18 protein-coding genes are annotated in these 24,622 nt (G+C 40.9%); 7 read left to right on the top strand and 11 right to left on the bottom strand.

Annotated elements, in window-relative coordinates:
* Window positions 1-39: 39 nt before the first annotated feature.
* The 5 genes from L1283_RS17255 (at window position 40) to L1283_RS17235 (ending at window position 3,795) form a co-directional block, all read left to right on the top strand.
* Window positions 40-753, top strand: a complete 714-nt coding sequence (locus L1283_RS17255; RefSeq protein ID WP_088160396.1) for a hypothetical protein — start codon at window positions 40-42, stop codon at window positions 751-753.
* 3 nt (window positions 754-756) lie between these two features.
* The gene (locus L1283_RS17250) at window positions 757-1,035 is read left to right on the top strand and encodes a hypothetical protein (protein ID WP_088160395.1); all 279 of its coding nucleotides are present in this window, start codon (window positions 757-759) and stop codon (window positions 1,033-1,035) included.
* Between the two features lie 492 nt (window positions 1,036-1,527).
* Complete coding sequence (locus L1283_RS17245; protein ID WP_070564875.1) at window positions 1,528-1,872, top strand: PadR family transcriptional regulator; 345 nt, start codon at window positions 1,528-1,530, stop codon at window positions 1,870-1,872.
* Between the two features lie 49 nt (window positions 1,873-1,921).
* Window positions 1,922-2,479: a hypothetical protein gene (locus L1283_RS17240; RefSeq protein ID WP_157698373.1), complete on the top strand. Its 558-nt coding sequence runs from the start codon at window positions 1,922-1,924 to the stop codon at window positions 2,477-2,479.
* Window positions 2,476-3,795 carry a serine hydrolase domain-containing protein gene (locus L1283_RS17235; protein WP_088160393.1) on the top strand — a complete coding sequence of 440 codons (1,320 nt, stop codon included), beginning with the start codon at window positions 2,476-2,478 and terminating at the stop codon, window positions 3,793-3,795. The genes L1283_RS17240 and L1283_RS17235 overlap by 4 nt, the downstream gene beginning before the upstream one ends.
* Before the next feature lie 185 nt (window positions 3,796-3,980).
* Here L1283_RS17235 and L1283_RS17230 read toward each other — a convergent pair whose 3' ends face one another.
* From L1283_RS17230 to L1283_RS17185, 10 genes are all read right to left on the bottom strand, one after another.
* Window positions 3,981-5,249 carry a family 16 glycosylhydrolase gene (locus L1283_RS17230; RefSeq protein WP_248933052.1) on the bottom strand — a complete coding sequence of 423 codons (1,269 nt, stop codon included), beginning with the start codon at window positions 5,247-5,249 and terminating at the stop codon, window positions 3,981-3,983.
* Between the two features lie 169 nt (window positions 5,250-5,418).
* Complete coding sequence (locus L1283_RS17225) at window positions 5,419-6,576, bottom strand: sialidase family protein (protein ID WP_088160390.1); 1,158 nt, start codon at window positions 6,574-6,576, stop codon at window positions 5,419-5,421.
* A gap of 73 nt (window positions 6,577-6,649) precedes the next feature.
* On the bottom strand, window positions 6,650-8,632 hold the full coding sequence (locus L1283_RS17220) for a family 20 glycosylhydrolase (protein ID WP_429626363.1): 1,983 nt from the start codon (window positions 8,630-8,632) through the stop codon (window positions 6,650-6,652).
* A gap of 1 nt (window position 8,633) precedes the next feature.
* On the bottom strand, window positions 8,634-9,854 hold the full coding sequence (locus L1283_RS17215) for an AGE family epimerase/isomerase (protein WP_088160389.1): 1,221 nt from the start codon (window positions 9,852-9,854) through the stop codon (window positions 8,634-8,636).
* Between the two features lie 51 nt (window positions 9,855-9,905).
* On the bottom strand, window positions 9,906-12,011 hold the full coding sequence (locus L1283_RS17210; protein ID WP_429626362.1) for a GDSL-type esterase/lipase family protein: 2,106 nt from the start codon (window positions 12,009-12,011) through the stop codon (window positions 9,906-9,908).
* A 34-nt stretch (window positions 12,012-12,045) separates the two neighbouring features.
* Window positions 12,046-13,281, bottom strand: coding sequence for an MFS transporter (locus tag L1283_RS17205; RefSeq protein ID WP_145328188.1), 1,236 nt, complete (start codon window positions 13,279-13,281; stop codon window positions 12,046-12,048).
* A gap of 51 nt (window positions 13,282-13,332) precedes the next feature.
* The gene (locus tag L1283_RS17200; RefSeq protein WP_088160386.1) at window positions 13,333-14,472 is read right to left on the bottom strand and encodes a hypothetical protein; all 1,140 of its coding nucleotides are present in this window, start codon (window positions 14,470-14,472) and stop codon (window positions 13,333-13,335) included.
* 89 nt (window positions 14,473-14,561) lie between these two features.
* Window positions 14,562-15,482, bottom strand: coding sequence for a dihydrodipicolinate synthase family protein (locus L1283_RS17195; protein ID WP_286735933.1), 921 nt, complete (start codon window positions 15,480-15,482; stop codon window positions 14,562-14,564).
* Window positions 15,483-15,556: 74 nt separating this feature from the next.
* Window positions 15,557-17,122: a RagB/SusD family nutrient uptake outer membrane protein gene (locus tag L1283_RS17190; RefSeq protein WP_088160384.1), complete on the bottom strand. Its 1,566-nt coding sequence runs from the start codon at window positions 17,120-17,122 to the stop codon at window positions 15,557-15,559.
* 9 nt (window positions 17,123-17,131) lie between these two features.
* Window positions 17,132-20,419, bottom strand: coding sequence for a SusC/RagA family TonB-linked outer membrane protein (locus tag L1283_RS17185; protein WP_088160383.1), 3,288 nt, complete (start codon window positions 20,417-20,419; stop codon window positions 17,132-17,134).
* A 147-nt stretch (window positions 20,420-20,566) separates the two neighbouring features.
* Between L1283_RS17185 and L1283_RS17180 the strand changes: the two genes are divergently transcribed.
* A complete protein-coding gene (locus L1283_RS17180) occupies window positions 20,567-21,295 on the top strand; it encodes a FadR/GntR family transcriptional regulator (protein WP_075991250.1) in 729 nt (242 codons plus the stop codon).
* A gap of 119 nt (window positions 21,296-21,414) precedes the next feature.
* On the opposite strand, the gene L1283_RS17175 is transcribed toward L1283_RS17180, so the two are convergent.
* Window positions 21,415-22,491, bottom strand: a complete 1,077-nt coding sequence (locus tag L1283_RS17175; RefSeq protein WP_232475685.1) for a glycoside hydrolase family 27 protein — start codon at window positions 22,489-22,491, stop codon at window positions 21,415-21,417.
* Between the two features lie 325 nt (window positions 22,492-22,816).
* Here L1283_RS17175 and L1283_RS17170 point away from each other — a divergent pair, with 325 nt between their 5' ends.
* The gene (locus L1283_RS17170) at window positions 22,817-24,346 is read left to right on the top strand and encodes a sulfatase family protein (RefSeq protein ID WP_286852129.1); all 1,530 of its coding nucleotides are present in this window, start codon (window positions 22,817-22,819) and stop codon (window positions 24,344-24,346) included.
* Window positions 24,347-24,622 lie beyond the last annotated feature (276 nt).

Here is a 24,622-nt window from a genome sequence, read left to right as displayed (position 1 = left end):
TTATTTTGTATCTTTAGGGGAAACAAGTTTAGACCCGTTATGAAAAATTGTACCCTCCTATTCTTTCTATTTTTTGGAATCTATTTTTCTAAAATCCAGGCACAGCAGCAACTTCACGACGGGGCCTACCTGTATCAGGATGGCATCAATAAACATTTAATGCTCGTTAAAGACCATTATATTTCATTTATAAGTTACGATGACGTCAGAAAACGTTTTCAGCTTACCTGGGGCGGCGCACTTGATAAGCAGCATAATCTGATCACTATCGCTGTCGAGTATAACTCACAGGATTCGGCTGCCATTGGCAAAACAACCCAATTACCTTACCGGATTGAAGCAGACTCCCTTCGCCTCAAAACTGCCAATAGCTACCATCTCTATATCAAGCAGAAAAAAGTTCCACAAGACCTTGACGCACTTTGGCGGATCACAGGTCGCCAGCAAGAAGGCAAAATGCAAGATATTCCCAAAGCAGATCGTAAAACAATCAAAATATTGGTTGATGGATATTTTCAATGGCTAGCGATTAATCCTGCTCAAAAGGGTTTCTATGGTACAGGCGGAGGTGACTATCAGTACAATAATAATCGGTACTCCGAAAAAATACGGTTCTTTTCGAGAGACAATAATAGAGTTGGGCAAGAACTCGCCTTTGATGGTGAAATCCTGAATGGCGCATGGCATCATAAAGGAAAAAGTTCGAAAGGAGACGATATTTATGAAATCTGGAGCAAAGAAATAACAGAATAAAATATGACAATAGAAGAATTTCAATCTCTTGAAGCTCCGCTTCAGCATTGGACAGCGGTACAAAAGTCACTTTGGCATGATCTGAAAGGAAATTGGAAAACCGCGCATGACCTGATCGATCAATTAGACGGAACTGACGCAGCACATGTTCATGCTTATTTACATCGCAAAGAAGGCGATCAGTGGAATGCAGAATATTGGTATCGTCGTGCCAAACAAAACGTATACAAAGGTAATTTGGATGATGAGTGGAAAGACCTCTTCAAATATTACGCTCCATAGCTACAATTAGCCTATTTTCGGACAGCCGCTGTTTTCTTTTATATACACAAAAGGACAATTTGGGTAATAAAGTAGTCAAAAATAGTATAGAAAATTAACTCAGTACTTTTTTAGGCTGTTGAATATCTTTAAAAATATAAAAATATTACCAAATAAGATATAACATCAACCAAATCCGGAGATAATACGTAACAAAAATAACACAAAGAAAAATATTATAAAACTAACAAATAGAATGGCACAGATATTGAACATAGTTTATTATACTTGAGAAAGTATACTTTTCATAAATTTAGGTTAATAATTGGTTAGGTTAAACACTTGAAGTTCCCCACTTCAAGTGTTTTTTTTTAGCAAAAAATCAATCGAAGTAACATCAAATCCACTTCCCCCATCTTTTTTTAATTAGGACACTTTCCTTCATTGAAAGGTATATTAAAAATTTAAAACAATACATTGTATTACTATGTATTTTGTTATATATTTACTTCCATGAACAAAGAATTTATTGACAAATGGATTTCACAGCTAAAAAAAGGAAGTCTTTCTTTTGTTGTATTAGGTATTCTTGCCTATGATCAGGAATACTATGGCTATGATCTTATCCAGGAGGTCAAGAAGAAAACCGCCATTGATATTGCTGAAGGAACTTTATACCCCTTATTGATCCGTTTAAAAAACGAAGGCCTGGTCGAATCGAACTGGGTGCCTCAGGAAACTGGGATTCCAAGAAAATATTACAAAATAACAAAGGAAGGCCAAAGTACTTTCTTAGAGATGAGAACGTACTGGACAAGCTTAAACCAACATTTAACCACTTTGACGCATGCATTATAACCAGATACCCTTTACAAATAGATCCTCAGCTCTGCTATATCAAGACTACATGTCAAAAGCAACGGCTCTTGTAAAAAAATTAGCCTTGGAGCAAAGACAGGATATATTATGTGAAATCAATAGCCACATATTTGAGGCATTGCAACAGCAGCTTCCCCCACAGTTAATCCATGACGCCATGCCTAGTCAGCTCCAAGAAATCTTAGATAAACTCGGGTTACCAGAGACTTTTATCAAAGAAATGATTTTGTCAACGTCCATTACCCCGTCAATAGAATCTCCTCGCAAATCCGTATCCTTATTACGGGTACCTATCATGCTCACACAAGGGATCGTAAACATGATTTATTATATCATCTATACCCTTATGCTCATCGCCGTATTTCTAGTCGTGGCCAAATTTATTGATCCTCAGGGAGTCGGATTCTTCTATGCGCCCAACAAGTTTTTCATATTCGGCAAACTTATTTTACAGCATGAAGAAGCCCTGCGTTACGAACAATTGGGCAATTATTTCATTCCAGCATTTCTATTCATCATCAGTGGACTTTACTATTCCTCCACGTTAATTTTGAAACTCAAAAAATCTATTCCCCATAAATTATGAAAAGAACCACAGTGTTATTGTTCCTCTTAGGAACCCTATCAAGCCCCATTCTCAAAGCCCAGGAATTCACAGCTGTTCGCATGGATAGCCTGATGTCCGTCATTGATAAAAATAATGTCTGGATGGGCAGTATTGCAATCAGCAAAGGCGATCAATTACTCTATCAAAAGGCAATTGGATATGCAGATGTAGCGCAGAAAAAAAAAGCGAACATAAATACGCGTTATGGAATAGGTTCAATCTCCAAAACTTTCACAGCAACACTTGTACTAAAAACAGTTGAGCTCGGAAAACTGAAGTTAGACGAACCAATATCTGCATTCTTTAAAGATATTCCAGACGCTGGAAAAATCACCGTTCGCCAATTGTTAAATCATAGCAGCGGATTACACAATATCACGGATGACAACGATTATTTGACATGGAATACTAAACCACAGACAGAGAAAGAACTTGTTGAACGCATCGTCAAAGGCGGAGCCGACTTTGCTCCCAGCAGTAAACATGCATATAGTAATTCAAACTACATCCTACTTACCTATATCTTAGACAAAGTTTGGAAAAAAGACTATGCTTTTTTATTGAAAGAATACATCTGTAAGCCATTAAACTTGCAAGAGACAACCTTTGGCCGTCCACAAAATAACAGCAGGGATGTTAGCGAATCTTATCGATTCACTCACGAATGGACCCTTGAACTACACACGGACAATTCTGTTCCGCTTGGAGCCGGAGCCGTTTGGTCAACTCCGGCAGATCTGGGCAAATTTTTCAATGGTTTATTTAGCCATAAAATAATCAATGCTGCAAGCCTGGAAGAGATGAAAAAAATAGATCAGGGCTATGGATTGGGTTTATTCCAATTACCATTCTATGAACATATAGGCTTTGGCCACACAGGTGGTATAGATGGATACTCCTCGGTAGCTGGTCATTTTGATGATGGTAATTATAATGTCGCTATCATTAGCAATGCCAACAATTATAATAATAATGAAATATTAAAGTTCAGCCTTGGCGAACTTTATAAAAAACCTTTTCCACTTCCTGATCTTGCGGAAATACAATTGACAGAGGAAGAAATTTCAAGCCTCGTCGGCGAATACAAAAGCGAACAGCCTCCTATTCAGATAAATATTACGAGAGAGGGCAACAAGGTGCTGGGTCAAGTTGTCGGTCAGCCGGCATTTCAACTGAAACCCAAGGATAGAAATACGCTGGTCCAACCGCAATTTGGCGTAAAAATAGTTTTCGAACGTAGCGAAAACAAAATGACACTCTACCAAAATGGACATACTCTTGTATTGAAGAAATAAGGAGATACTGCGGTTAACTAATGTAAAGATTCATGGCCTTTATTTGGCACTATCTTACATTTTTCATTAGGTAGTTATGAAGTTTATATCGACATCCTCAATGAGGACCGAGGCCCTCGTCATCACGCAGTATTGCTAAAAGAGCAGCGGTTGAACTAAACCGCTGCTCTTCTAACTACGGTGTTTTACAATTTTTCCAAATAGAAATCATCACCATACACCGTACCGCTCAAGGGTTTATAGAAATAGACCGTAGCAGTAGTATTATTGGCTCCAGTTGTAAAAGTTACCGAATTATTGGAGTAGCTGGTCGTACCTATAGTCGCATCGACCGCAGTTCCCCCATAATTTTTGACACCAATACTGACCGATTGGCCAGCTGCAGATACTTTGGCGTAGCCACCGAACCGATAGGTCGTATTTGGCGTTAAACCGGTCAGGTATTGTTCAATGGATGTCTCTCCGCCTGTTTCGCGGATGCATTTGGTTCCTGTCCGGGCATCGGTGGAAACAACCGATGATCCACCGCCCCATGTTGTCCATGGATAGATGACACCGCTTTCGAAATCGCCATTACTAAATAAAGGCAGCTTATATACACGTACGTAATCCACCTGCATACTAAAGGGTAAGTCAGCATTTGTGATCGCCCCTGGCCATCCCGCTCCACCGGCCTGATTCAGAATCAGATAAAAAGGAACATCAAATGGCCATTGCTGTGTCCCCCCACCGGAAACTCTTGCGTAAGTATACTGTATTACATTGTTGACGTAAAATCGAATGTCGTTCGGACTCCAGATCATCGTATATAGGTTGTAATCTGTCGTATTATAGGTGGCAGATTTCGATGCTGTGCTCCCACCATTTGCATTGGTAACTGAGCCATTATGGATCGTATGGTACATCACACTTTCGTTGTTGACATGCTCCATAATGTCAATTTCACCACAGCTAGGCCAGCCGCCGTACGCTGTAGCTGGTTCGGGCATCATCCAAATAGCAGGCCATGAACCTCTTCCTTGTGTAAATTTAGCCCTCACTTCAACTTTTCCATAAGTCATACTAAATTTCCCCATCGACTTAACTCCTCCAGCATGATAGGCAACAGGATCTCCGGCTACAACGGCATTATCCATACGCAATACGAGATTGCTCCCATCTTGGGATGCATAAGCCGGCAAGGAGGTCATATACTTATTCCATGCGACAGTGCCCCTGTCAGCATAAGACCATTTTGTGGAATCAAATCCCCCACTACTATTAAACTCATCCGACCAGATCAATTCGTAATCTGTTGTCGCTACGGTAGTCGCATTTAATAGCTTAGTCGAGGCCTTCGCCTTACTTACTTCCGGAATCGGATTTTTTGTTGCTGTAGAGTCTTTTTTGCAGGCAAAAATAGACAGGCTAGTTGCGATTAGGCTCAGCACCAGCCAAAATTTGGTTTTTCTCATTTAGTTTTGGATTATTGGTTCTATTTAAGTTTATATCGTTATTTGACAGCTTGTGGAGCAAGCTGCCTAATAATCGAAGATTCATTTTTTTCTTTCATTCCTTCCTGTTTTAACCAAAAGGAAGAAATGAAAGAAAATGCATATTATATCGATACCACAATGTGCCCGATTACTTAAAATTTACGGGCAAAAAGACAATTTTGCTGTAATTTTCTTTTTCAAATAAAACGCCGAGTTTATTTTTATTTAAAAGTACTAAATCGGAATAAGCGGCATAATCCCCTTTCACACCCTCCGGCGCTTTGGCCACAACCTGATTAAAATACCATGTTTTGCCCTGATCATTACTTAATCGAACGGTTAGATTGTCTCTTCTATTGGTTGATGCAGCATTACACACAGCCAATATATATTTTCCTTTCTTTTGCCAGGAAAGCACTGAACCCTGGTTGACCGGATCGGGTAAGTTTTTATCATAATAGGTTGTATCCCAAGTAGCGCCACCATCACCGGAATAGGATACAATTCTCGATTTTACATTACCTTGCTGATTACGGGAATTCATATACAGTCCTGTGTTGGAAACCTGTGCGGCCATTGTTTCATTTGATCCCTCAAATTTCACGCTTGCCCCTATCTTGAATGTCTTTCCATGATCGTCCGAGTAATACGAATGCGCAAAATAGTCCTTGCCATTTTCTTTCGGATTTCCTTCAGAATGGTTAGCAGGAATATAAATACGTCCTCTAAACTTACCAGAATCAAATTGCAAAGCATGTCCGGGCGTATTTGCATAAGTCCGCCAGTCTTCCTTAAAAATATATTGTGCATTTACGGATGATTGATTAGGACGATGCGTCTCAAGCGTTATGTTTTCTGGATTAGACCAGGTCTTACCACCGTCGGTCGAACTAATTGACCAACATTCTCGCAAACCATTTCCTTTACGGACTTCTCCCTCATGATTATTACCCGTATTATAAAAAAGAAACAGGCGTCCTTTCGGATATGCTGGATCCAATAGATCCACTACCGGAGCTGGATTTCCGACCTGCAAATTATCATTGTCAACAGCAACTTGCAATGGGCCCCATGTTTTTCCATTATCCTGACTAATTTTATAAACAATATCTACATTACCAAAATCGCCGGCATGATCCACCCTACCTTCTGCAAAAGCAATTAACTGTCCACTTCTATCCTTTACAATAGCAGGTATGCGGTAGCTTTTATAGCCATCTTCGCCTGAAACAAATACACTCACTTCCTGAGCGTGGCAAATTCCTGCCAACAGTGCAAATACCAACATTGTCCCTAATTTCTTCATATCTATATAAGTTTTATTGTTAATTCTATTTAAAAAAATGCATCTGTGTTAATACAATGCGATCGGTTATTTATTACTCCCTTTCAATCGGTAGGCAAGTAAACATCCATTTTAGTGGATTTTGCCAATCTTTCCCATTTAATTTTCCCACAGGAAGTTTCACCACAACTGTATTCCAGCCTTCCTCCAGCAGAATAATGCTTGGACTTCGGTAGCTGTAACCTTCATCAACCAATGGGAGCTCCAAATTTCCTTTTTGGCCAGCATGTTGCCAATTCGGTGGAAGCACTTCACGCCCGTTCACCCAAATTTTGCTCATTCTATCGTCCCAGGTTCCCAAATTTGGTGAATCACTGGCATATGAACGGGAGAGGTCGTTAAAACCGATCCAAAAACTTTGGTTTCCCCCTCTTTCACTCCATACTTTGCTCACAGCATATACGGTACTATTTTCAAGCGGCCGATCAATAGCCCCTTTTACGACATCAGCCCACCAATGGCGTAATACGATAGTTCCACCATAAAACTCACCGATCTTTTTTAAATTGGTAAATTTTCCTGTCGCTTCATTTTTTAAGACCATGCTCAGATCACCCTTATTTTCCACAGGCCCATACAACATCCATTTTTGCCCACTTTGTGCGTAATACGGAAAAATAAAATCTTTAAAATACAATCTTTTATGTTGGAGCAAACGCTTTTCAAATTCAACAAATTGAGCTAATCCCTTTACATCCGTTTTGATATTACTACGCCATTCAAAATCTCCTCCTCCTCGCCAGCTTCGTTCCGCAAAAGTCAGCAAAGCCGGGTAAACTGCATTCTGATGGAATACATCACGTTCATGATGGACTGCACGATCGGGCCAGGAACATAACGTCGCACCCATTAACTTTTCATTTTCTGACGATTGACCACCTAATTCCCTATAGAACAAGGTCGTCACCGTTTCCAAAGGATCCATATGATTGATATACAAATGCTTTGAGTCAATCACTTCAAAAGGTGAGTCATTGGTAATAGCCTGTGGTCCACCCATCCAAAGCTGGCGGATTGTGTGTGCCTGCAAATTACCACCAGGCTCCCAGCCGATGGTTTTTAGACCTAAGTCCTCCGTCCATTTTGTCATCAGCGGCAAAAATGTTTGGTTGTGAATTTTCACCTCATCCCCCCCAATATGCAGATAAGGTAGCCCGGGATAGGTGGTCGCAAATTCCTTCACTAGTTCTTTGATGATCGCTATGCCGCTATCGCTCTGCATATCGGTTTTAAAAGAACGGCGAAATGCTGCGGAATGCCCTGGCATATCAATTTCGGGTACGAGCTGAATATGGCGATCATGACAATACTGGATCAGCTGCTGCATATCGTCGACTGTATAATACTTTCCCTTCCAACGCTCCATATTTGCAGAGTCGGTCAAACCGGGATATTTTTTACTGATCAGTCGCCAAGCAATATCCTCGGTGAAATGAAAGTGAAAAATATTCAGCTTATACCGCGCCATCATATCGATCTGCTCCTTCAACACCTGCATAGACTGAAAATTTCTTCCCACGTCTACCAAGTAGCCACGCCAACGAAAAGATGGATAATCTGTAATGACGCAATACGGCAACTTACCATCGCTGCCTCCCAGTTGACGCAAAGTTTGCAGGGCATAGAAAACCCCTTTACTCGCTCGGGCTTCAATGTTTACTCCCCTTTTATCTATAACAATGCGATAGCCTTCCAAAGAAGACAAGGGAAGTTTCATTTCTTTATTGCAACTAATCGTTATAGCTATATTTTCTTTGCTATCGAAGTCTATGCGCCTTACATCCCAATCGCTTAGCAGTGCTGTCAAAGTCTGTCTATCTGTAGTTGACACATCTCCTTTGGTGCGTACGCAGACCACTTGTTTGAGCTGGTAATACTCGGTTTTCCAGGTAACAGACTGCGGCATGGGAAGCAAAGGTCTGATAGTTTCGGACATACCATATAGCGGAAAGATCATCATGACAATCATCATCAGCCTTTGGAGGAACTTAGTTGTCGCTACAGTTTGTCGCATCATGTTATCCCTTAATCGTATTAAATTCCTGTAGTATTTGCATACAATACCACTCTTGACGAGGAAGATGGAATGGTCCTTTAAATAAATTACCTTTTGCCGTCTGCGCAATCTTCCCATCACGATGCAGATAGCCATACCATTCACCATTGATTTTATCATGAAAATGATCATAGGCATACTGATTGATCTGCTGATGCCAACTTTTATATTTCTCATTTCCGGTCATTAGGTAAGCGAGTAATGTTGCTATAATAGTTTCATTCTGCGGCCACCAAAACTTCATATCCTGCCAATATTCTTGTACCGGCTTTCCATAGACATCCCGAAAGTACAGTATACCACCATATTCTTTATCCCAGCCGCGCTCCCACATATAATCGAGCATACGACAGCCCAGTTCAATCAGATGCGGATCGTTCGCCCGATATTTCGCTTCATGCAAGATAAACCACGCTCCTTCGATGGCATGTCCGGGGTTGAGTGTGCGCCCGTCAATATGATCAACAATTTCACCTTCAGGTCCCACTTGTTCCATCACACAGCGGATATCATCTTTTACAAAATCACGTTCTATCTGCGCGATAAAATTACTGATAACGAAATCACAGCGTGGATCTCCAATTGTTTCGCGAATTTGCTGTGCGGTATTGATCATAATCATCGGCACACCGATCCCTTTCATTGGCCTGGTCTGTTCGTATTTTGGTTCCACCAATCTTTCTCCCTGTGCATAAGCCAGACAAATTCCAAACAGCTCATGTGCTTCCGCAGCAATACCGGCATCTCCCGTCGCTTTTGCATAGGCTGCAAAGGCGATTGCCGCAAAAGTCTCCGAAAAGAAATAACGACGCATACGAATTGGGTTACCGATGCGGTCTACATGAAAATACATTTTGCCGTTTGCATCAAAACAATGTTTCTTCAAAAATTCATAGCCTATCCGGGCCCCTTCCAGCCATTCCTCTTTTTGCTCAACCGTATTGTAAAGTGTGGCCAGCAACCAGCATGCCCTTCCCTGTATCCACACGGCTTTATCTGTATCAATCAAATCCCCATCATGATCACGCATAAATAGATAGCCGCCACATTCATGGTCAATCGATCGTGGAAACCAAAATGGTACAGTGTCTTTTAAAAGCTGATCACGATAAAAAACTTCCAACTCCTTCAAGTAATCAGTGTCTATTATATTTGCGGTATCTTTTATACTTGTCTGTTTCATCTGTTCTAGTTTTTGAGTCAATTTATTTATGTTTAGTTGATCGTCTTATGTTTAGTTGATCGTCAAATCAAAAGTGGACACTGGCGTTCCAATTTCATTTTGAAGATTTGCCCTGCTAAAAGGTTCATATCCATACAGGATTTTGGTGAATTGGAAATTCGGCTTAACGATTTGGACGACATTGCCCGATAGGATATTTGCATTTACATCAGAAATTTTCCCCTTATTGTCCATTACCTGAAAACCTTTCACAGGCGCATTCCCTGGGGTTATTAATTTTATACAATGATCAAATGTCAATAACAGCTTATCATCGCGAAGCGCATACCTGACCAGATCAGGATGATCTGCATTCAATTCAACACCATATACATGTTTACGCACTAAATTTGCCAACCTTCGGCCTACCACAATCTTTTCACGGGGATGTACATCCAAAGAATCACCTACATCGATCGTTACGGCCATGTATGTACCAGCAATGGCTTTCTCCAGTAAGCGTTGTGAGTTTCTAAAATCACCCCATGAAGGTCTATCTATACTTGTGAGCTGAACAAAGAAAAAAGGTAGATCTTGGTGAAAACTCTTCCGCCAGGAGGAAATCAATGTTTTAAAAAGACGTTCGTGAAGTTCTATGTTATGCGCATTGCTCTCACCTTGATACCACAGTATACCTTTCAATCCTGTGCTCAACCATTTGCTGACACCCGCTTCAAAATTGTAAGCTGGTTGATACGGATGGCGTTGATTTTTCACCTTTGAAACTGCTAGATTTTGACTGGCGCGCTCACGGCAGAAATCCTGCAGGAAATCTGATTTTTGCCAGTTGTGAATATAAGAGGCAAGCAAATCGTCGTTTTCCAATGATTTTCGATCAATCCATGATTCGGTATTAGACCCACCTACCGATAGATCAATAATACCAATGGGAATATGCTGTTCGCTGGCGATCTGCTGGGCAAATGAATAAGCAACAGCTGAGAATTGCGCGGCCTCCGCCCCGGTAGCTTGCCGCCAGGCACCGCTGAAAAAGGACAAATCGTTTACTTTCCTTAAGGTCGCGGTATCCCATGCAACAGCATTGGTCTCCACAAGGCTGCGGCATTTAAAAAGGCGCACATTCTTTAAGTGCGGTGCATCTTTGATCAGCTCTTCGCCCTTTGTGGCTCCACGAAGTTGAAAAGCCATATTTGATTGTCCCGAAGCAAGGTATACATCGCCAAAAAGAATATTTTTCAACACTATTTTCTGCTTGCCCGAACGCACTGTTATTTCATAAGGTCCTCCGGCTTCCATTTTAGGCAACTTTATTTCCCAGAAGCCTTCGGGATTGACTTGGGTCTTATAGTTTTTCTTATTAAATGCAAGAGTGATCACATCGGCGGCAGTACCTTTACCATAGATGCTATTTTCCCAATTACGCTGGAGCACCATATCCGAACCGATGGTTTCGGCCACTTGCAAATCTTGGAGAACAGGGATCAATACATGCGCGACCTGTTCAGCAATCAATGCAGCTCCTTCCCTGTTCGGATGCAAGTAATCGTCAAAAAGATCAATCCGATACCGCAGTGGGCTGTTCAGATCGATCAGTCCCACTTGGTTATTTTTTGCTATCTGCGGTATAAGCACCTGAATTTGATCATACCAATCGCGTGTCCCGGATAAGAAGCGCGGATGACCACTAAAAATAGGAGTCAATCGACAGATGTAAATTTGTGCTTTGGGATTAACGGATCGTATGGAGTCAATCAGAGTCGCGTAATCCGATGCAAAGGAGTTCTTATAATTTGGCCAGTTTCTCGGATCAGTATCATTGAGTCCCAGGTGTATAATGGCAACATCAGGTTTATAATCCAAGGCTTTTCTGTATTCTTCCGTTTTATAATAAGGTCTATGCCCCTTACGTAAAAGTGTGGCCCCTGAATGACCAAAATTCCTCACTTCAAACCGCTGACCCAGCAAAGCCTGAAGCTGGCCCGGATAAGAGTCCTCTTTAGAATTTCCGAGCCCATAACCAAAGGTTACGGAGTTACCGATACAAGCTACTTTTGTCCGGGGTTGTCCCACTGCAATGGAGATGGAGACCATCAAACCTAAAAGTAGACCTCCTTTTTTTGAAATATAGGTATGCAGCGTGCTGATTAAGGATTTCATTTTCATCATCTATTCATTCAGGAAATAAAAGCGATTACTTCTCCGTTGTTTTGGGTTTGAGAAACAGGAGTTGCAAGAGTAGCGCTAGCAGTACCGCTGCCCCTAATAGTGCAAAGCCTAACCCAAAATGACCTTCATCCTTAAATTTCCCTAACCATTGCGTAATTACTGCTCCAGCAAACACGCCCACCATATTCATAAAACCATAAGCGGTTGCGCGCAATTTTTTAGGAACAACCTGACATAGGATAGGCATATTGTTGGCGTCGAATATGCCGAATCCAATTCCAAAACAGACTGCGGCTCCAACCACCGCAGGTAAGGTCTGGCCTAATCCCAAAAACAATAAAGCTGGTATGGTTAATCCAAGCCCAATTGCACTGGTATAAATGCGGCCGCGGATATGCTTTTGTACCCATCGGTCACTTAGTATTCCGCCGACGATAACTCCAATAAATGATGAGATCGCGATTGTGATGGTCGACAATGGACCAGCTTTGGCCATTGGAATATTCAGGCTATCGGCAAACAAGGTTGGCAACCAATTTTTGATGGCCCAGCCGGGTAAGCTTGGAGCCGCAAAATAAAATAATAGAATCCAAAACGCCACATTGGAAAATAGCAACAATAAACTTTTGGGAAGAGACAATCGTCCTTCCGAAGCAGGCTCCTCGAGGGATGGCTCATGTTTCTTCTCCACAAGCAAGATCGCTAATAGGACCGCATAACATATTCCGATAATTCCAAACCAATGAAAAGCGGTATGCCATCCTTTTGAAGCGGCCAATGTAGCACCAAAACCACCCAAGGCCTGACCTGTATAGAGTCCGGTCATATGTAAGCCAATCGCTAACGATCGATTTTTTCCGGTATGGTAATCCGCGATCAGCGAAAGAGCTGTGGGGATATACAATGCTTCACTAAATCCCATAATCGCCCGTAAAACCAATAGCATTGCATAATCGTGCGCCATCCCCATGCCATACGTTACGGCCGACCACACAAAAAGACTGCCTACGATCAGCCATTTTCTATTACTGCGATCGGCAACGATACCGGCTATAGGACTCATGATACCATAGATGTAAAGAAAAACGGCCATCAATACACCAAAAGTCTCGGCACGCTGCAGCTGTGGAATATCGACCTGCATGGCTTCACGCATAGTTGATAGCATCTGCCGATCCATATAATTCAGCAGAGCTACCCCCCAAAGGAGGGCTACAACGAGCCATGGGTAAAAAGATTTATGTCGTAAAGAAGAGATCATTTCAAGTTTATCAGGTTTATATTGAGTTCTTTATATCTTATTTTTTCAATCCTATTTCTTAGAAAATGTGGCTACTAAAATCTCCGGAGTACGAACGCCTGCCTTAATTTCGCCACTGGGCAAGATGATCATGTCGCCCCAAACAACAGCTGTCGTGGTTACAGGTCCATCCGACGGCAAATCCCCCATCCGCTTCCATTCCGCCGATTTCAGATCATAACGCCATACTGCTCTGCCAAAACCGGGATGATTGATTTGCAATTTATTCTTGGCATCAATCAATTTCTGTCGCCGTGATGGATTTGTTTCCTTTTTAGCATCAAAGATCAGCGCTTCCACCTGATGAAAGGTATTGCCCCGATCTGCACTCAACAACCATATTCCTTGGTCGGGCAATACACAAGCTGTTCCTGCTGCAGCAGGGAAAGGAATGTCGGTCCGTTTGGACCAAGTACTACCACCATCGGTTGAGCACCACAGTTCATGGTATAATGTTGAAGGGCTCTCTGGATGAGCCTTTCTTCCACCAAGCAGATAAAGGCCATTTTGACTATCAGACAACAATTGCAAATGGGAGACTGCATAGGGTAATTTCCCCACACAGACCCATCCTTTTTCAAGATGTGCTAAATCCAATTTTAACACTTGATCCGATACAGCATCAGGCCTTTCACCACCGGCAATAAAAAGTTTATTTCCATGAACTACCGCTCCCATATTAGCCAATGGAAATGGGAGGTTCGGAAAGTCTGACACCGTAATTTTCTTGGTAGAGCCATCATATTTAATCATTCTACAGGCGGCTGTTTTTCCATCAGGAGTCTCTCCACCGATAACCAGCAATCCATCGGGTAGACTTAGGCTGGCACCATAAGCAACCGCTATAGGAAGACTGTCCTGGGCTATTAAGCTCAGTCGTCCCCCTTTTTTTCCGTAAATAAAAACATCTTTTTGGATCTCTTTCGCCCCACCTTCCCAAGGGGGTAAATGCGGGAAATTCGCCCCACCAGCAACCAGGAGACAATCGCCTGTGACACCAGCTATTGGTCCTGCCATACCAATATGCCCCTTTCCATCTTGCATAGCTGGCAATGTAATGCCTTTATGCCATTCCAATCGACCACCCTGTGCATGAACAGCACCTGTAAACAGTATTCCCACAATAACTCCCATCCAATGTTGTTTTGTCATATCTATTTATTCTTGAACCTACAGTTCAGCCTGTAATTTCCCTCTCGATGTAAGCACTCATGATACCCATCTCGAGAGGGAGATCTATTTTACTGTGCACAAAACGTCTGAAAATTAAGTTTGTTCACATCACTCTCAAAGAGTTCAAATTGCTCCGCAGAAATATTCTTTACGGGTAGTCTAAATGCTCCGCAGTCAAGGCCAATCAATTTCATATACGATTTTCCTACTGAAATACCACCATACTTTCCTAACAATGTGATCATATCGATAGATTGCTGCTGCAAAGCATTAGCTTTTTCAAGATCTCCCCGGTCATAAGCCTCTATAAGCTCAAGATATAAAGGTGCAGCGTAGTTATAGGTACTTCCGACAGCTCCTTTGTTACCCAATACCAAAGCGGACAGCATATTCTCATCTCTTCCCCATAACATATCATACTTCCGATCTGCATAATTCAGACAGCTTAGAAAATCCATAAAATCTTCGTGCGTATATTTGATTCCCTTAAAATTTGGTATTACGCCATCAATTTTCTTCAACAGGTCGATCATCTGGAAGTTTCCACCGGTCAATACCGGGATATGATAATAATAGAAAGCCGTATTCGGGGCTGCACTAGCAATTTCGACACAACATTTTGCCAATTGTTCCACATTAGCAGGTTTGAAATAAGATGGTGAAGTAAATGAAACAACATCTACCCCTGCTTGCTCGGCCAGCCTAGCCAATTGTTGGCATTCTTTGATATTCGTTCCGCCAAGAAGCATCATGAGTGTAAATGCATTATCCTCTTTCGTTAATCTGGCCCAAGCAGTCATGACCGCAACTTTTTCCTCAAAAGTCAACGACACCCCTTCTCCGGTAGAGCCACAAATAAAGGCACCCGTTACCCGATTGCGCTTTAACATCGCATAGTATTGCGGAATCAGCTCAAGATTCAATTCTCCGTTTTCATCGAAAGGAGTAAATGGCGCTGCAATTAATCCTGAGATTTTTTGGTCTAGCATATGGTATTTTATATAAATAGTTAACAATATCCTGCCTCAGATCCTCGCATAGCGTTGAGACAGGCTATTCGTTTTTAGGTTCCCTTGTAACCCGGATTTTGCTGATCATTTAATTTAGGATCTGCAGTAAGTGTCCCCAAGTCTATTGGCCATAAGATTTTATGCTTCTGACCATCAATGTTGTTCAATACGCCGACTAAGTTTAAATCTTTACGAAATAACAAAGGCTTTCCAGTGACATCCTGCATGCGTCGCAAATCGAACCATCGCTTGCCCTCGGACACAAATTCTTTCGTACGTTCATAGAAGATCGCTAATTCGTTTGCCTCAAAACTGCCATTTATAAACAAAGGCGCTTTTCCAGCATAGGCGCGGTTACGCACAGCCATGATTTCAGCAGTTGGATCCTCGCCCAATTTATTCTTAATTTCCGCCAACAATAGATAAGCTTCGGATAAGCGATAAACAGGATAATCATCGGTATAGTTACGAACACCGTCTATCAAAGTTCCCAAGAATTTTCTAAATACTACTGCAGATGTATTTCCTTTATTAAAATTCAGAAATGTTGCATTTGCCCTTGTATCAGCTTTTTCATACAATCTATAGAGATCCATTTTATACTCATAACGGATCAAACCTGTAGCCCCGGTCTGAAGAGGATCTTTTGGAATTGCCAGTCCATTATCATCTACATAACCAGTAATATCATCACTTGCTGCATAAATGAAATTACTGAAAAATGAAGTTGCTTCTCCATTTAGGTAACGAAGTACAAAGATCATCTCAGAATTACCTTTCATCGCTGGTACACTGGCAGATTTAAAGGCTTCTGCAAAATTGCTGACGAGCGTATATTTAGGAATTACTTCTTCTATCGCGGCTTTCGCGAGTTTTAATTCCGCAAGACTATTCTCTGGGGCCTTTCCATCCATATCAACTTTGGCCGACCATAAGTACACCTCTGTTTTCAACATTTTTGTTGCTGCCAAAGACCATTGTGCTTTTTGATTTTTAGTCTCATAATTTCCTGAAAACGATTTTTCCGATTTATCAACTTCCGATTTGATAAAGTCTAAGGTTTCTTTTTCCGTTTCTGTTCGCGCTTTGTATGCCTCTTCCGCTGAGGTCGGGGTATTAATTGCGGCTTGTGGTTCTGTCACCAAAGGCACCCGGCCATAGGTTCTAAACAGATAGAAATAATAAAAAGCACGCAGTCCGTAGGCTTGCCCCAAATAATAGCCCTTTTGCACATCTGTCAAATAATCAGCTTTCTCTACCTGATAAATAAAATTATTAACCTGAAAAATTGGCGCGTACAATCCAGCCCAGCCCGATATGCCAGGAGAACTTTCACGAATATCCTGTGTAATTATCCCTGCTGAGTTCAATGATGCTGTTCCTGTAAAACTGGTACCATCTCTTAAGGTTCCCCCACGCAGTTCACCCAAATTCCATAGGTTTTGCTGTTGGCCACGCAATTGAGTATGAAGCCCCAGCATGGCTCCAGCGACCTGCTCATTGCTTTTCCAGAAACTCCCACTGGCAAAGTAATCCTCGGGACTAAGGTCTAGGTCAATTTCTTTACAAGAAGAAAACAGAAAAACTACAAGACCTATATATATAAATATCTTTTTCATAATTTGGAATTAAAATGTTAATTGAAGCCCAAGTATAAATGTTTTAGGAAGAGGGTACCCACCGCCATTTTGCCCAACACTTCCACTTTCAGGGGAGAACAACGTATTTTTTGACCAATAGTGTAAGTTTTGGCCTGTCGCGGAGATGCTTAAATCTTCCATTTTTAATCGGTTAGCAATGGATTTTGGCAATCGATAAGACACATTGATCTCTCTAAATGCCAGATAATTCCCCTTATTATAAAACATACTACTTTCCCGACTGGTATTATTTTTAAATAATTGATCAGCCCAATAATAAGTCGGATATTTTGCGTTTGGATTTTCAGGTGTCCATGTATCAAATACACTTGTTGTCGTATTGAATGTTCCCTGCATCATTCCAAGAAACCAAGCTCTCGGTCCATCATAAGCAACATATCCCAATGCATAATCAAAACGGGTACTCAAACTAATATTCTTCCAGCGTAAAGCAGCCCCAAAACCGCCCGTCCATCTCGGTACTGTATTTCCCATATACACCCTATCATAAGAATTGATTATACCATCCCCATTTACATCCTTCCACATAACATCGCCTAAAGCTAATGGATAGTATAAATTCTTCTCACTGCTGGACATCGCATTATAGACATCAGGATGTACCAATGTACGCGCACCGATCAGATCCTTCAATTGCAAGGCATAGCTATCCAACTGTTCTTTTGTCCGAATGATCCCGATGGCTTCATAAGCATAAGCAACATTCGGGTCTTGTCCCTCCTGATTCCCCCCTACCCAAACGAGTTCTTTGGATTTTGGATCATAAACCTGTAAACCGCCTTGCCTGTTATTTTCAACACCATTAAATGGTAGTTTTAAGATTTTGTTTTTATTGTAGGCCGTATTCCAGTTAAAGCTCAAATCCCAGTCTTTTCTCCGTAGAATTTGATAATTCACCCCAATCTCGACTCCCTGATTCTGCATATCGCCATTGTTGGTCGTAATTGTGGTAAAACCGGCTGAAGATGGTAATGATAGGCTTGCGATCTTATCTTTAGTTGTTCGATGATAATAGGCAAGACTCAAATCAATCTTATTTAAGATTCTGGATTCAAGTCCTACTTCTTTTGTAATCAGACTTTCCCATTTGAGGTTTGGAATTGAAAGCGTAGACATTGTGTACCCCACTTGCCCATCATACTTGTTTGTGCCATATGAACCTTGAAGTGTATAAGATCCGATTCCACTGACATTACCATTTCCCCCATAACTAGCGCGTAATTTTAACGTATTTACGATTTTATCAGTCCCTAAATAATCCTTCAAGAAATCTTCATGATGTAGTGCCCAACCGATTGAAACTCCAGGAAAGGTTCCCCATCGATTATTTAGCAATGTCGAATAACCATCTCTACGTGCAGTCAATGTCAAAAGGTATTTTTCTTTATAGTCATAGTTTACGCGTCCAAAATAGGACATGATACGTTGTCGATCATGGTATGAATCGATACTTCTTTTATTGGCATCTGGACTCGTTAATCCAAGATCCATAAAGTCGTCTGTGGGAGCCCCACTTCCAGCCGCTGTAAATCCATTGTTATAAGTATCAAAAAATTCAGAACCCAACATAGCGTCGATATGATGCGAACTCGCGATTTCAGTTCTGTAATTTAAAACGGCATTATAGGTTTGATTATATATTTTATCATAGGAAGCCGAGGAATTTCTTGTGCGAACATAATTTCCTGGGCTGGCTAGATAGTCTCTATTAAAGGACTCCGAAGTAGATTGGTTGAAAAACCAGTTACCACTTACACGTAAGCTAAGGTTCTCTAAAAAATTAATTGTAAAAGCTTGGGTAAGCGTAAGCTTCTGATTTAGGTTTTTACGAATGAACTTATCGTCATTTACCACAGGATTCCCATCTTGATAATCTCGACCAACGAGTAGATCACCATTGGCGTTCGTACCACGCATTGTTGGAGGAGCCCCCAATGCCCGCGTCATATAGTTTCCTTCTCCGTTAATAGCGTCACGCCATTTTGTATACGCGAAATTCACACCTGATAATGAATGTAGCCAAGGCTTAACTTTATATTCACCATTCAATACAAAAGTTGTACGATCATAAAAAGTATTGATTGGCATCCCTTTCTCATTATATTTCCCCACGCTTCCATAATATTTACCTTTATCGTTCCCACCTTGCAATGCGATATTGTAATCTTGCGTCAAACTAGCATCACGAAGTGCGTATTTAGCATAGTCAAAATCCTTAAAAATTAATTCTTTTCCTGTTACAGGATCAATCATAGTCTGCCATCCCTGTTGCAACAATTCACGATTGGTATCATCGAGCAACATGGTACTCCACACTGCATTGCTCGTAAGATTGCCATCTAAGATATTTCCCTTATCATCCTTATATTTATTCCCCGTACCAAAGGGCCCCACACTCGTCAATTGATTCAACTGGGACGGTTGATATTGCCCCGATACCTGAACACCTTTTCTACTCCAGTTTAAGTAATCTTTGGCACTCAGGAAATCAAAAGGGTTGTTCAATTTATTGACACCAACTTTAGACGACAATGTAATATTGGAAACACCTTCTTTTCCCCTTTTTGTGGTTATCAATATTACACCGTTTGCAGCTCTAGCACCATAAATAGCTGTAGCAGAAGCATCTTTTAAGACATCTATTGATTCGATATCATTTTGATTAATGTCATTAAATCCATTTCTAATCAACCCATCAACAATGACCAATGGGGTACCACCGCCGCCATAGGTAGTTCCGCCACGAAGCACAACTGTGGGTACAGCTCCCGGTCTTCCTGAAGTTTGCTGGACCCGAATACCCGGTATTGTACCCGCCAAAGCAGAAGCTGGGTTCGAACGAACTCCAGTTTCAAGCACTTTTTTATCCAAGCTGCTAACAGACCCCGTTAAATTCGCCTTTTTCATTTTTCCATATCCAACCACCACAACTTCATCCATTTGCTCAACCTTGGACTCGAGTTTGATATCCAATTGATTTAATTGTCCAACTTTTACTTCATATGGTCTATACCCCGTAGACGTGATGACTAAAATAGTATTGGGATTGGTACTGATTGAGAAAGTCCCATCAGCATTTGTCTGCAAAGATTGGTTGGATCCTTTGACTTTTACAGTCACGTTGCCGAGCAACTCCCCTGTCTTTGCATCGGTAATTTTTCCCCGCACCGCATGGTCTTGTGCCTGGGCTAAAAGCAAATTGCCCATCAAAACAGACAGCGTGAGAAGGGTTCGTAATTTTAGGTTTGAATACATATTGGTTTGTATTAAGTATTACATATATACAAATATATAAATTACTAAATGTAAAAAACAAATTTAAATCAAATTATGTATAACATATTAATCACTTTTATTAATTATCTTTGTCTTAATGCGCCTAATGCGCGATATGTAATATATATGGAACCGAATTCTTCGCTGATAGAACATCTTAATACAATTGATACCTCTTCACTAGTAGACCGTGCTGAAAAAGAAATCATCAATCTTTTTGTCAACCAAGGCTTAAAGGTTGGAGATGCTTTACCTAAGGAAATTGAATTGGCCGAAACCCTTGGTGTAAGTCGTACAGTAGTTCGCGAAGCTATGTTGCGGTTACGTATGGTCGGATTGATCGAATCAAAAAAACATCGTGGGGCCGTTCTAACAAGTCCAGATCTCATAAAACCGCTACGCAAATCACTTTACCCAACCATTATGGAAAACAAGACCTTACAGGATCTTTTTGAAATGCGCATGGTGCTGGAGGTGGGTATGGCGGATATTCTTTTTGAACATATACAGGAAAAAGACATTGAGGAGCTGGAAGCGATCGTTGCCAAGGAACCTATAAATGCAGATAATACAATTTTCGACATTGAAACTGAAGTAGCCTTTCACGGTAAGCTTTATGAAATCACTGGAAATACGATTCTCAAAGATTTCCAGAACATGCTGTTACCTGTTTTTCAATATGTCCATAGCAGCGGCTTACTGACTAGTCCCAGTTCATCGAAAAGCTTTATTTCACACCGAGGCCTAGTTGATATATTGAAGGTCGGCAATGCCGAGGTTTTTCGAAATGCCATGCGCAAGCATCTTGACAATCATTATCAGCGACTCTTTTTATATAAGAAATCTATTGGATAATCTGTTTAACATGATTGATTTACAACACTATAAAAAAGCCCAATCATATGATTGGGCTTTTTCTTTAAAGCATCTCCACTTAATCCTTTTACTTGGTTATCGTACAATTTGACACTTTGTTATTCAGACAGCAACAGTACAATGATTCCATGCGGAGGAAGAATGAATTTTGTATTCTGACCAAGGTTTCCTTCATCGCGATGAAGCCATAAATCTCTGACGCGATTTTTTGGAGACAAATTCAGCGCTTTAATATCCAGTTTAAACATCGTTTCTTTGTCCGACCGATTAAGAATTGCAAATGCTTTATGCTTTGGATCTGCCAGATCTTTTTTCCAGACTTCTACCTCACCCGCTTTATGAACGACTTGTGCTTGTTTAAAAGCCTTATCCTGATTCAGAGCTATGAGCTCTTTGTTAGTCAATATAGAAAGTGTCTGTTTCGAGATTTTCCGAAGGTCGTTTCCAGCCATCAAAGGTGAATTCAACATACACCACATCGAGAAATGCGTTTTATCCTCTTCATGAGTCATTCCATTACCCACTTGAAGCATATCCATATCATTATAATGCCCCGGAGAGCTATAGGGATAAAGATTACGATTGAGATCAATAATATGCAACACTGAAGCAAAATTTGGTTGTATATCTTGCGAGATACGCCAGGAATCCACTTGTTTAATTGCCCAGTCACCCGGGAATTGCCAGCGGCAAAGATTAAAGCCTACATCTAGGCGAACAGCCTTCACTGCCGTTATTATTTTTGTATATTGTTCGCGATCATCTAGCTTCATTTCCAATCCACCACACCAATCCACTTTGATGAAATCAAAATTCCACTCTTTAAAAAATAACTGCGCGTCTTGGTCTTCATGTCCATACATCCCTACCCCGATGCCTTTTGGGTCTTTGTCCCAGATAGAACCACAGGTATTTTTTCCACCTTCCGAATACAATCCCGCTTTTAATCCCTTAGAATGAATATAATCGGATAGGGCCCGCATTCCACCGGGAAATTTTGAACGGTCTTCGTAAAGTTTTCCCGCTTGGTCACGCCCCCCGAAATACCCGTCATCCACATTGACATAACTGTATCCCGCATCGTGCAAGCCAGTCGCGACCATGGCATCTGCCTGTTCCCGAATCAACTTTTCATCAATATGGATCCGAAAGCTATTCCAGCTGCTCCAACCCATTATTGGTGGTTTTGCCTCTTGACACAACCCTTTTAGACTCCAAGCGCCTACTAAAGCCCTCAAAAGTATACCCTTAAATAACAACTTAAATCCCATAATTGTAGTATAAAAAAAGATCTGATCTATCCTTTGTTTTTATTTTAATCTGCATCAAAAATACATAGAGACAATGATATGAAAAAGTAAATTCAATCACTCAATTATTTTATGTAATACATAATAATCCTTATCTTAGTCAGCGTTATCACCATCGTGAAATTTACACTATTTTCAAATAGCATAGCTTAAAAAAGCTTGATACATTCAATTTAAACCAAAAAACACAATGAAACTCAGCATCTTTTTATTTGCCGTAATCGCAACACTTCTCTATAAAAATGCTTCTGCACAAAAAATGCCTAATATCATCATCATTATTTCCGATGATCATGCCTATCAAGCAATCGGTGCCTATGGTTCGAAATACGGGAAAACACCACAAATAGACCGCATCGCTGATCAGGGTGCACTATTTAAAAATGCCTTCGTCAACAATTCCATCTGCGGACCATCCAGAGCGACATTATTAACGGGTAAATACAGCCATAAAAATGGATTCAAAGACAATGAAACTTCTGAATTCGACTTTAGTCAGGATCTTTTTGTGAAACAGCTGCAAAACGTAGGTTACAATACCGCTTGGGTGGGTAAAATTCACTTAGGAGACAAACTGCAGGGTTTCAACTATTATGACATTCTTGTTGGGCAGGGAACCTATTTTAATCCAGATTTTATCAGCAAAGAGGGCCGCAAACGCGCTGAAGGGTATGTATCTGATATCGTAACCGAAAAAGCTATTAATTGGCTCGATACGGTAGACGCTGATAAGCCATTTTGTCTAGTCATCGGTCATAAAGCCACACACCGTACCTGGATGCCAGATCCAAAGGACTTCGGCACCTACGATACTGTAAATTTCACCTTACCCGCTACTTTCTACGACAATTACCAAAGTAGGTCGGCAGCAGCATTGCAGGAAATGTCCATTGACAAGGACATGAAAATGGGCTACGATCTCAAAATGTTCAATTCGTTCGAAGACATGATGGCCGACGGTAACTTCAAGCGGATGAACCAAGCTCAAAAGGATAGCTATATCGCCTATTACCGGCCCATTTATGAACAACTAAAGCAAGGTAATTTGACGGGCAAGCAACTTGCAGAATGGAAGTTCAGACGTTATATGATTGATTATCTCAATACTGCCCAATCTATGGACCGCAATATAGGGAAAGTACTAGATTATCTGGATCAAAAACCACTCAGTGAAAATACAATTGTAATCTATCTTTCAGACCAAGGTTTTTATATGGGTGAGCATGGTTGGTTCGACAAACGTTGGATGTATGAGGAATCTTTTCGTACCCCAATGGTCATGCGGTACCCAGCCCTATTACGCTCAAAATCAACCATAAACGCCAAAATTGTCAACGCTGATATAGCTCCCACGCTATTGGAGTTAGCTGCTATCAAAAAACCGAAAGACATGCAAGGTGAATCTTTTGTACATGTCCTGAAAAATAACAAAGAGGAACATCGAAAAGATCTTTTCTATCATTATTTTGAAAATGGAGAACATGCCGTGAGCCCCCATTTTGGTGTTCGTAATGACCGTTATAAATTGATCCGCTATTATAAACGAATTGAAAATTGGGAACTCTTTGACCTCCAAAAGGACCCCAATGAACTCCATAATGTTTACAAGGATCCTGCCTATCAAAGCGTCGTCAAACTGATGAAAAAGAAACTGATCACACAAATGCGCCAATTTGATGACAAAGAAGCAGAAGCTATTTACAAAATCAACATCGACTAATGATGCCATCAGGGTATCCGATCTATTGGATGCCCTTTTTTTATTGCTATACGTTCCTTCAAGATGTTTATTGAAATGCTGCCTATATAGTTAAGTCCAATAGGGTCATTGTAAATAGGTTGTTTTGCAGACACATAATCTTAAAAAAATTGCAATAAATAGAATCCGTAATCGATTGTCTTCATATGTGTCCTAAATAAATTTTAGGATTGGATTTCTGTGGTACAAGCATAGCTTTTTTCATCATTTCGATATTGACCCCTATTTTTCAATCTG

Source organism: Sphingobacterium sp. HSC-15S19 (assembly GCF_050433745.1).
Taxonomy (GTDB): domain Bacteria; phylum Bacteroidota; class Bacteroidia; order Sphingobacteriales; family Sphingobacteriaceae; genus Sphingobacterium; species Sphingobacterium siyangense.
This window is presented reverse-complemented; position numbering and strand designations above follow the sequence as displayed.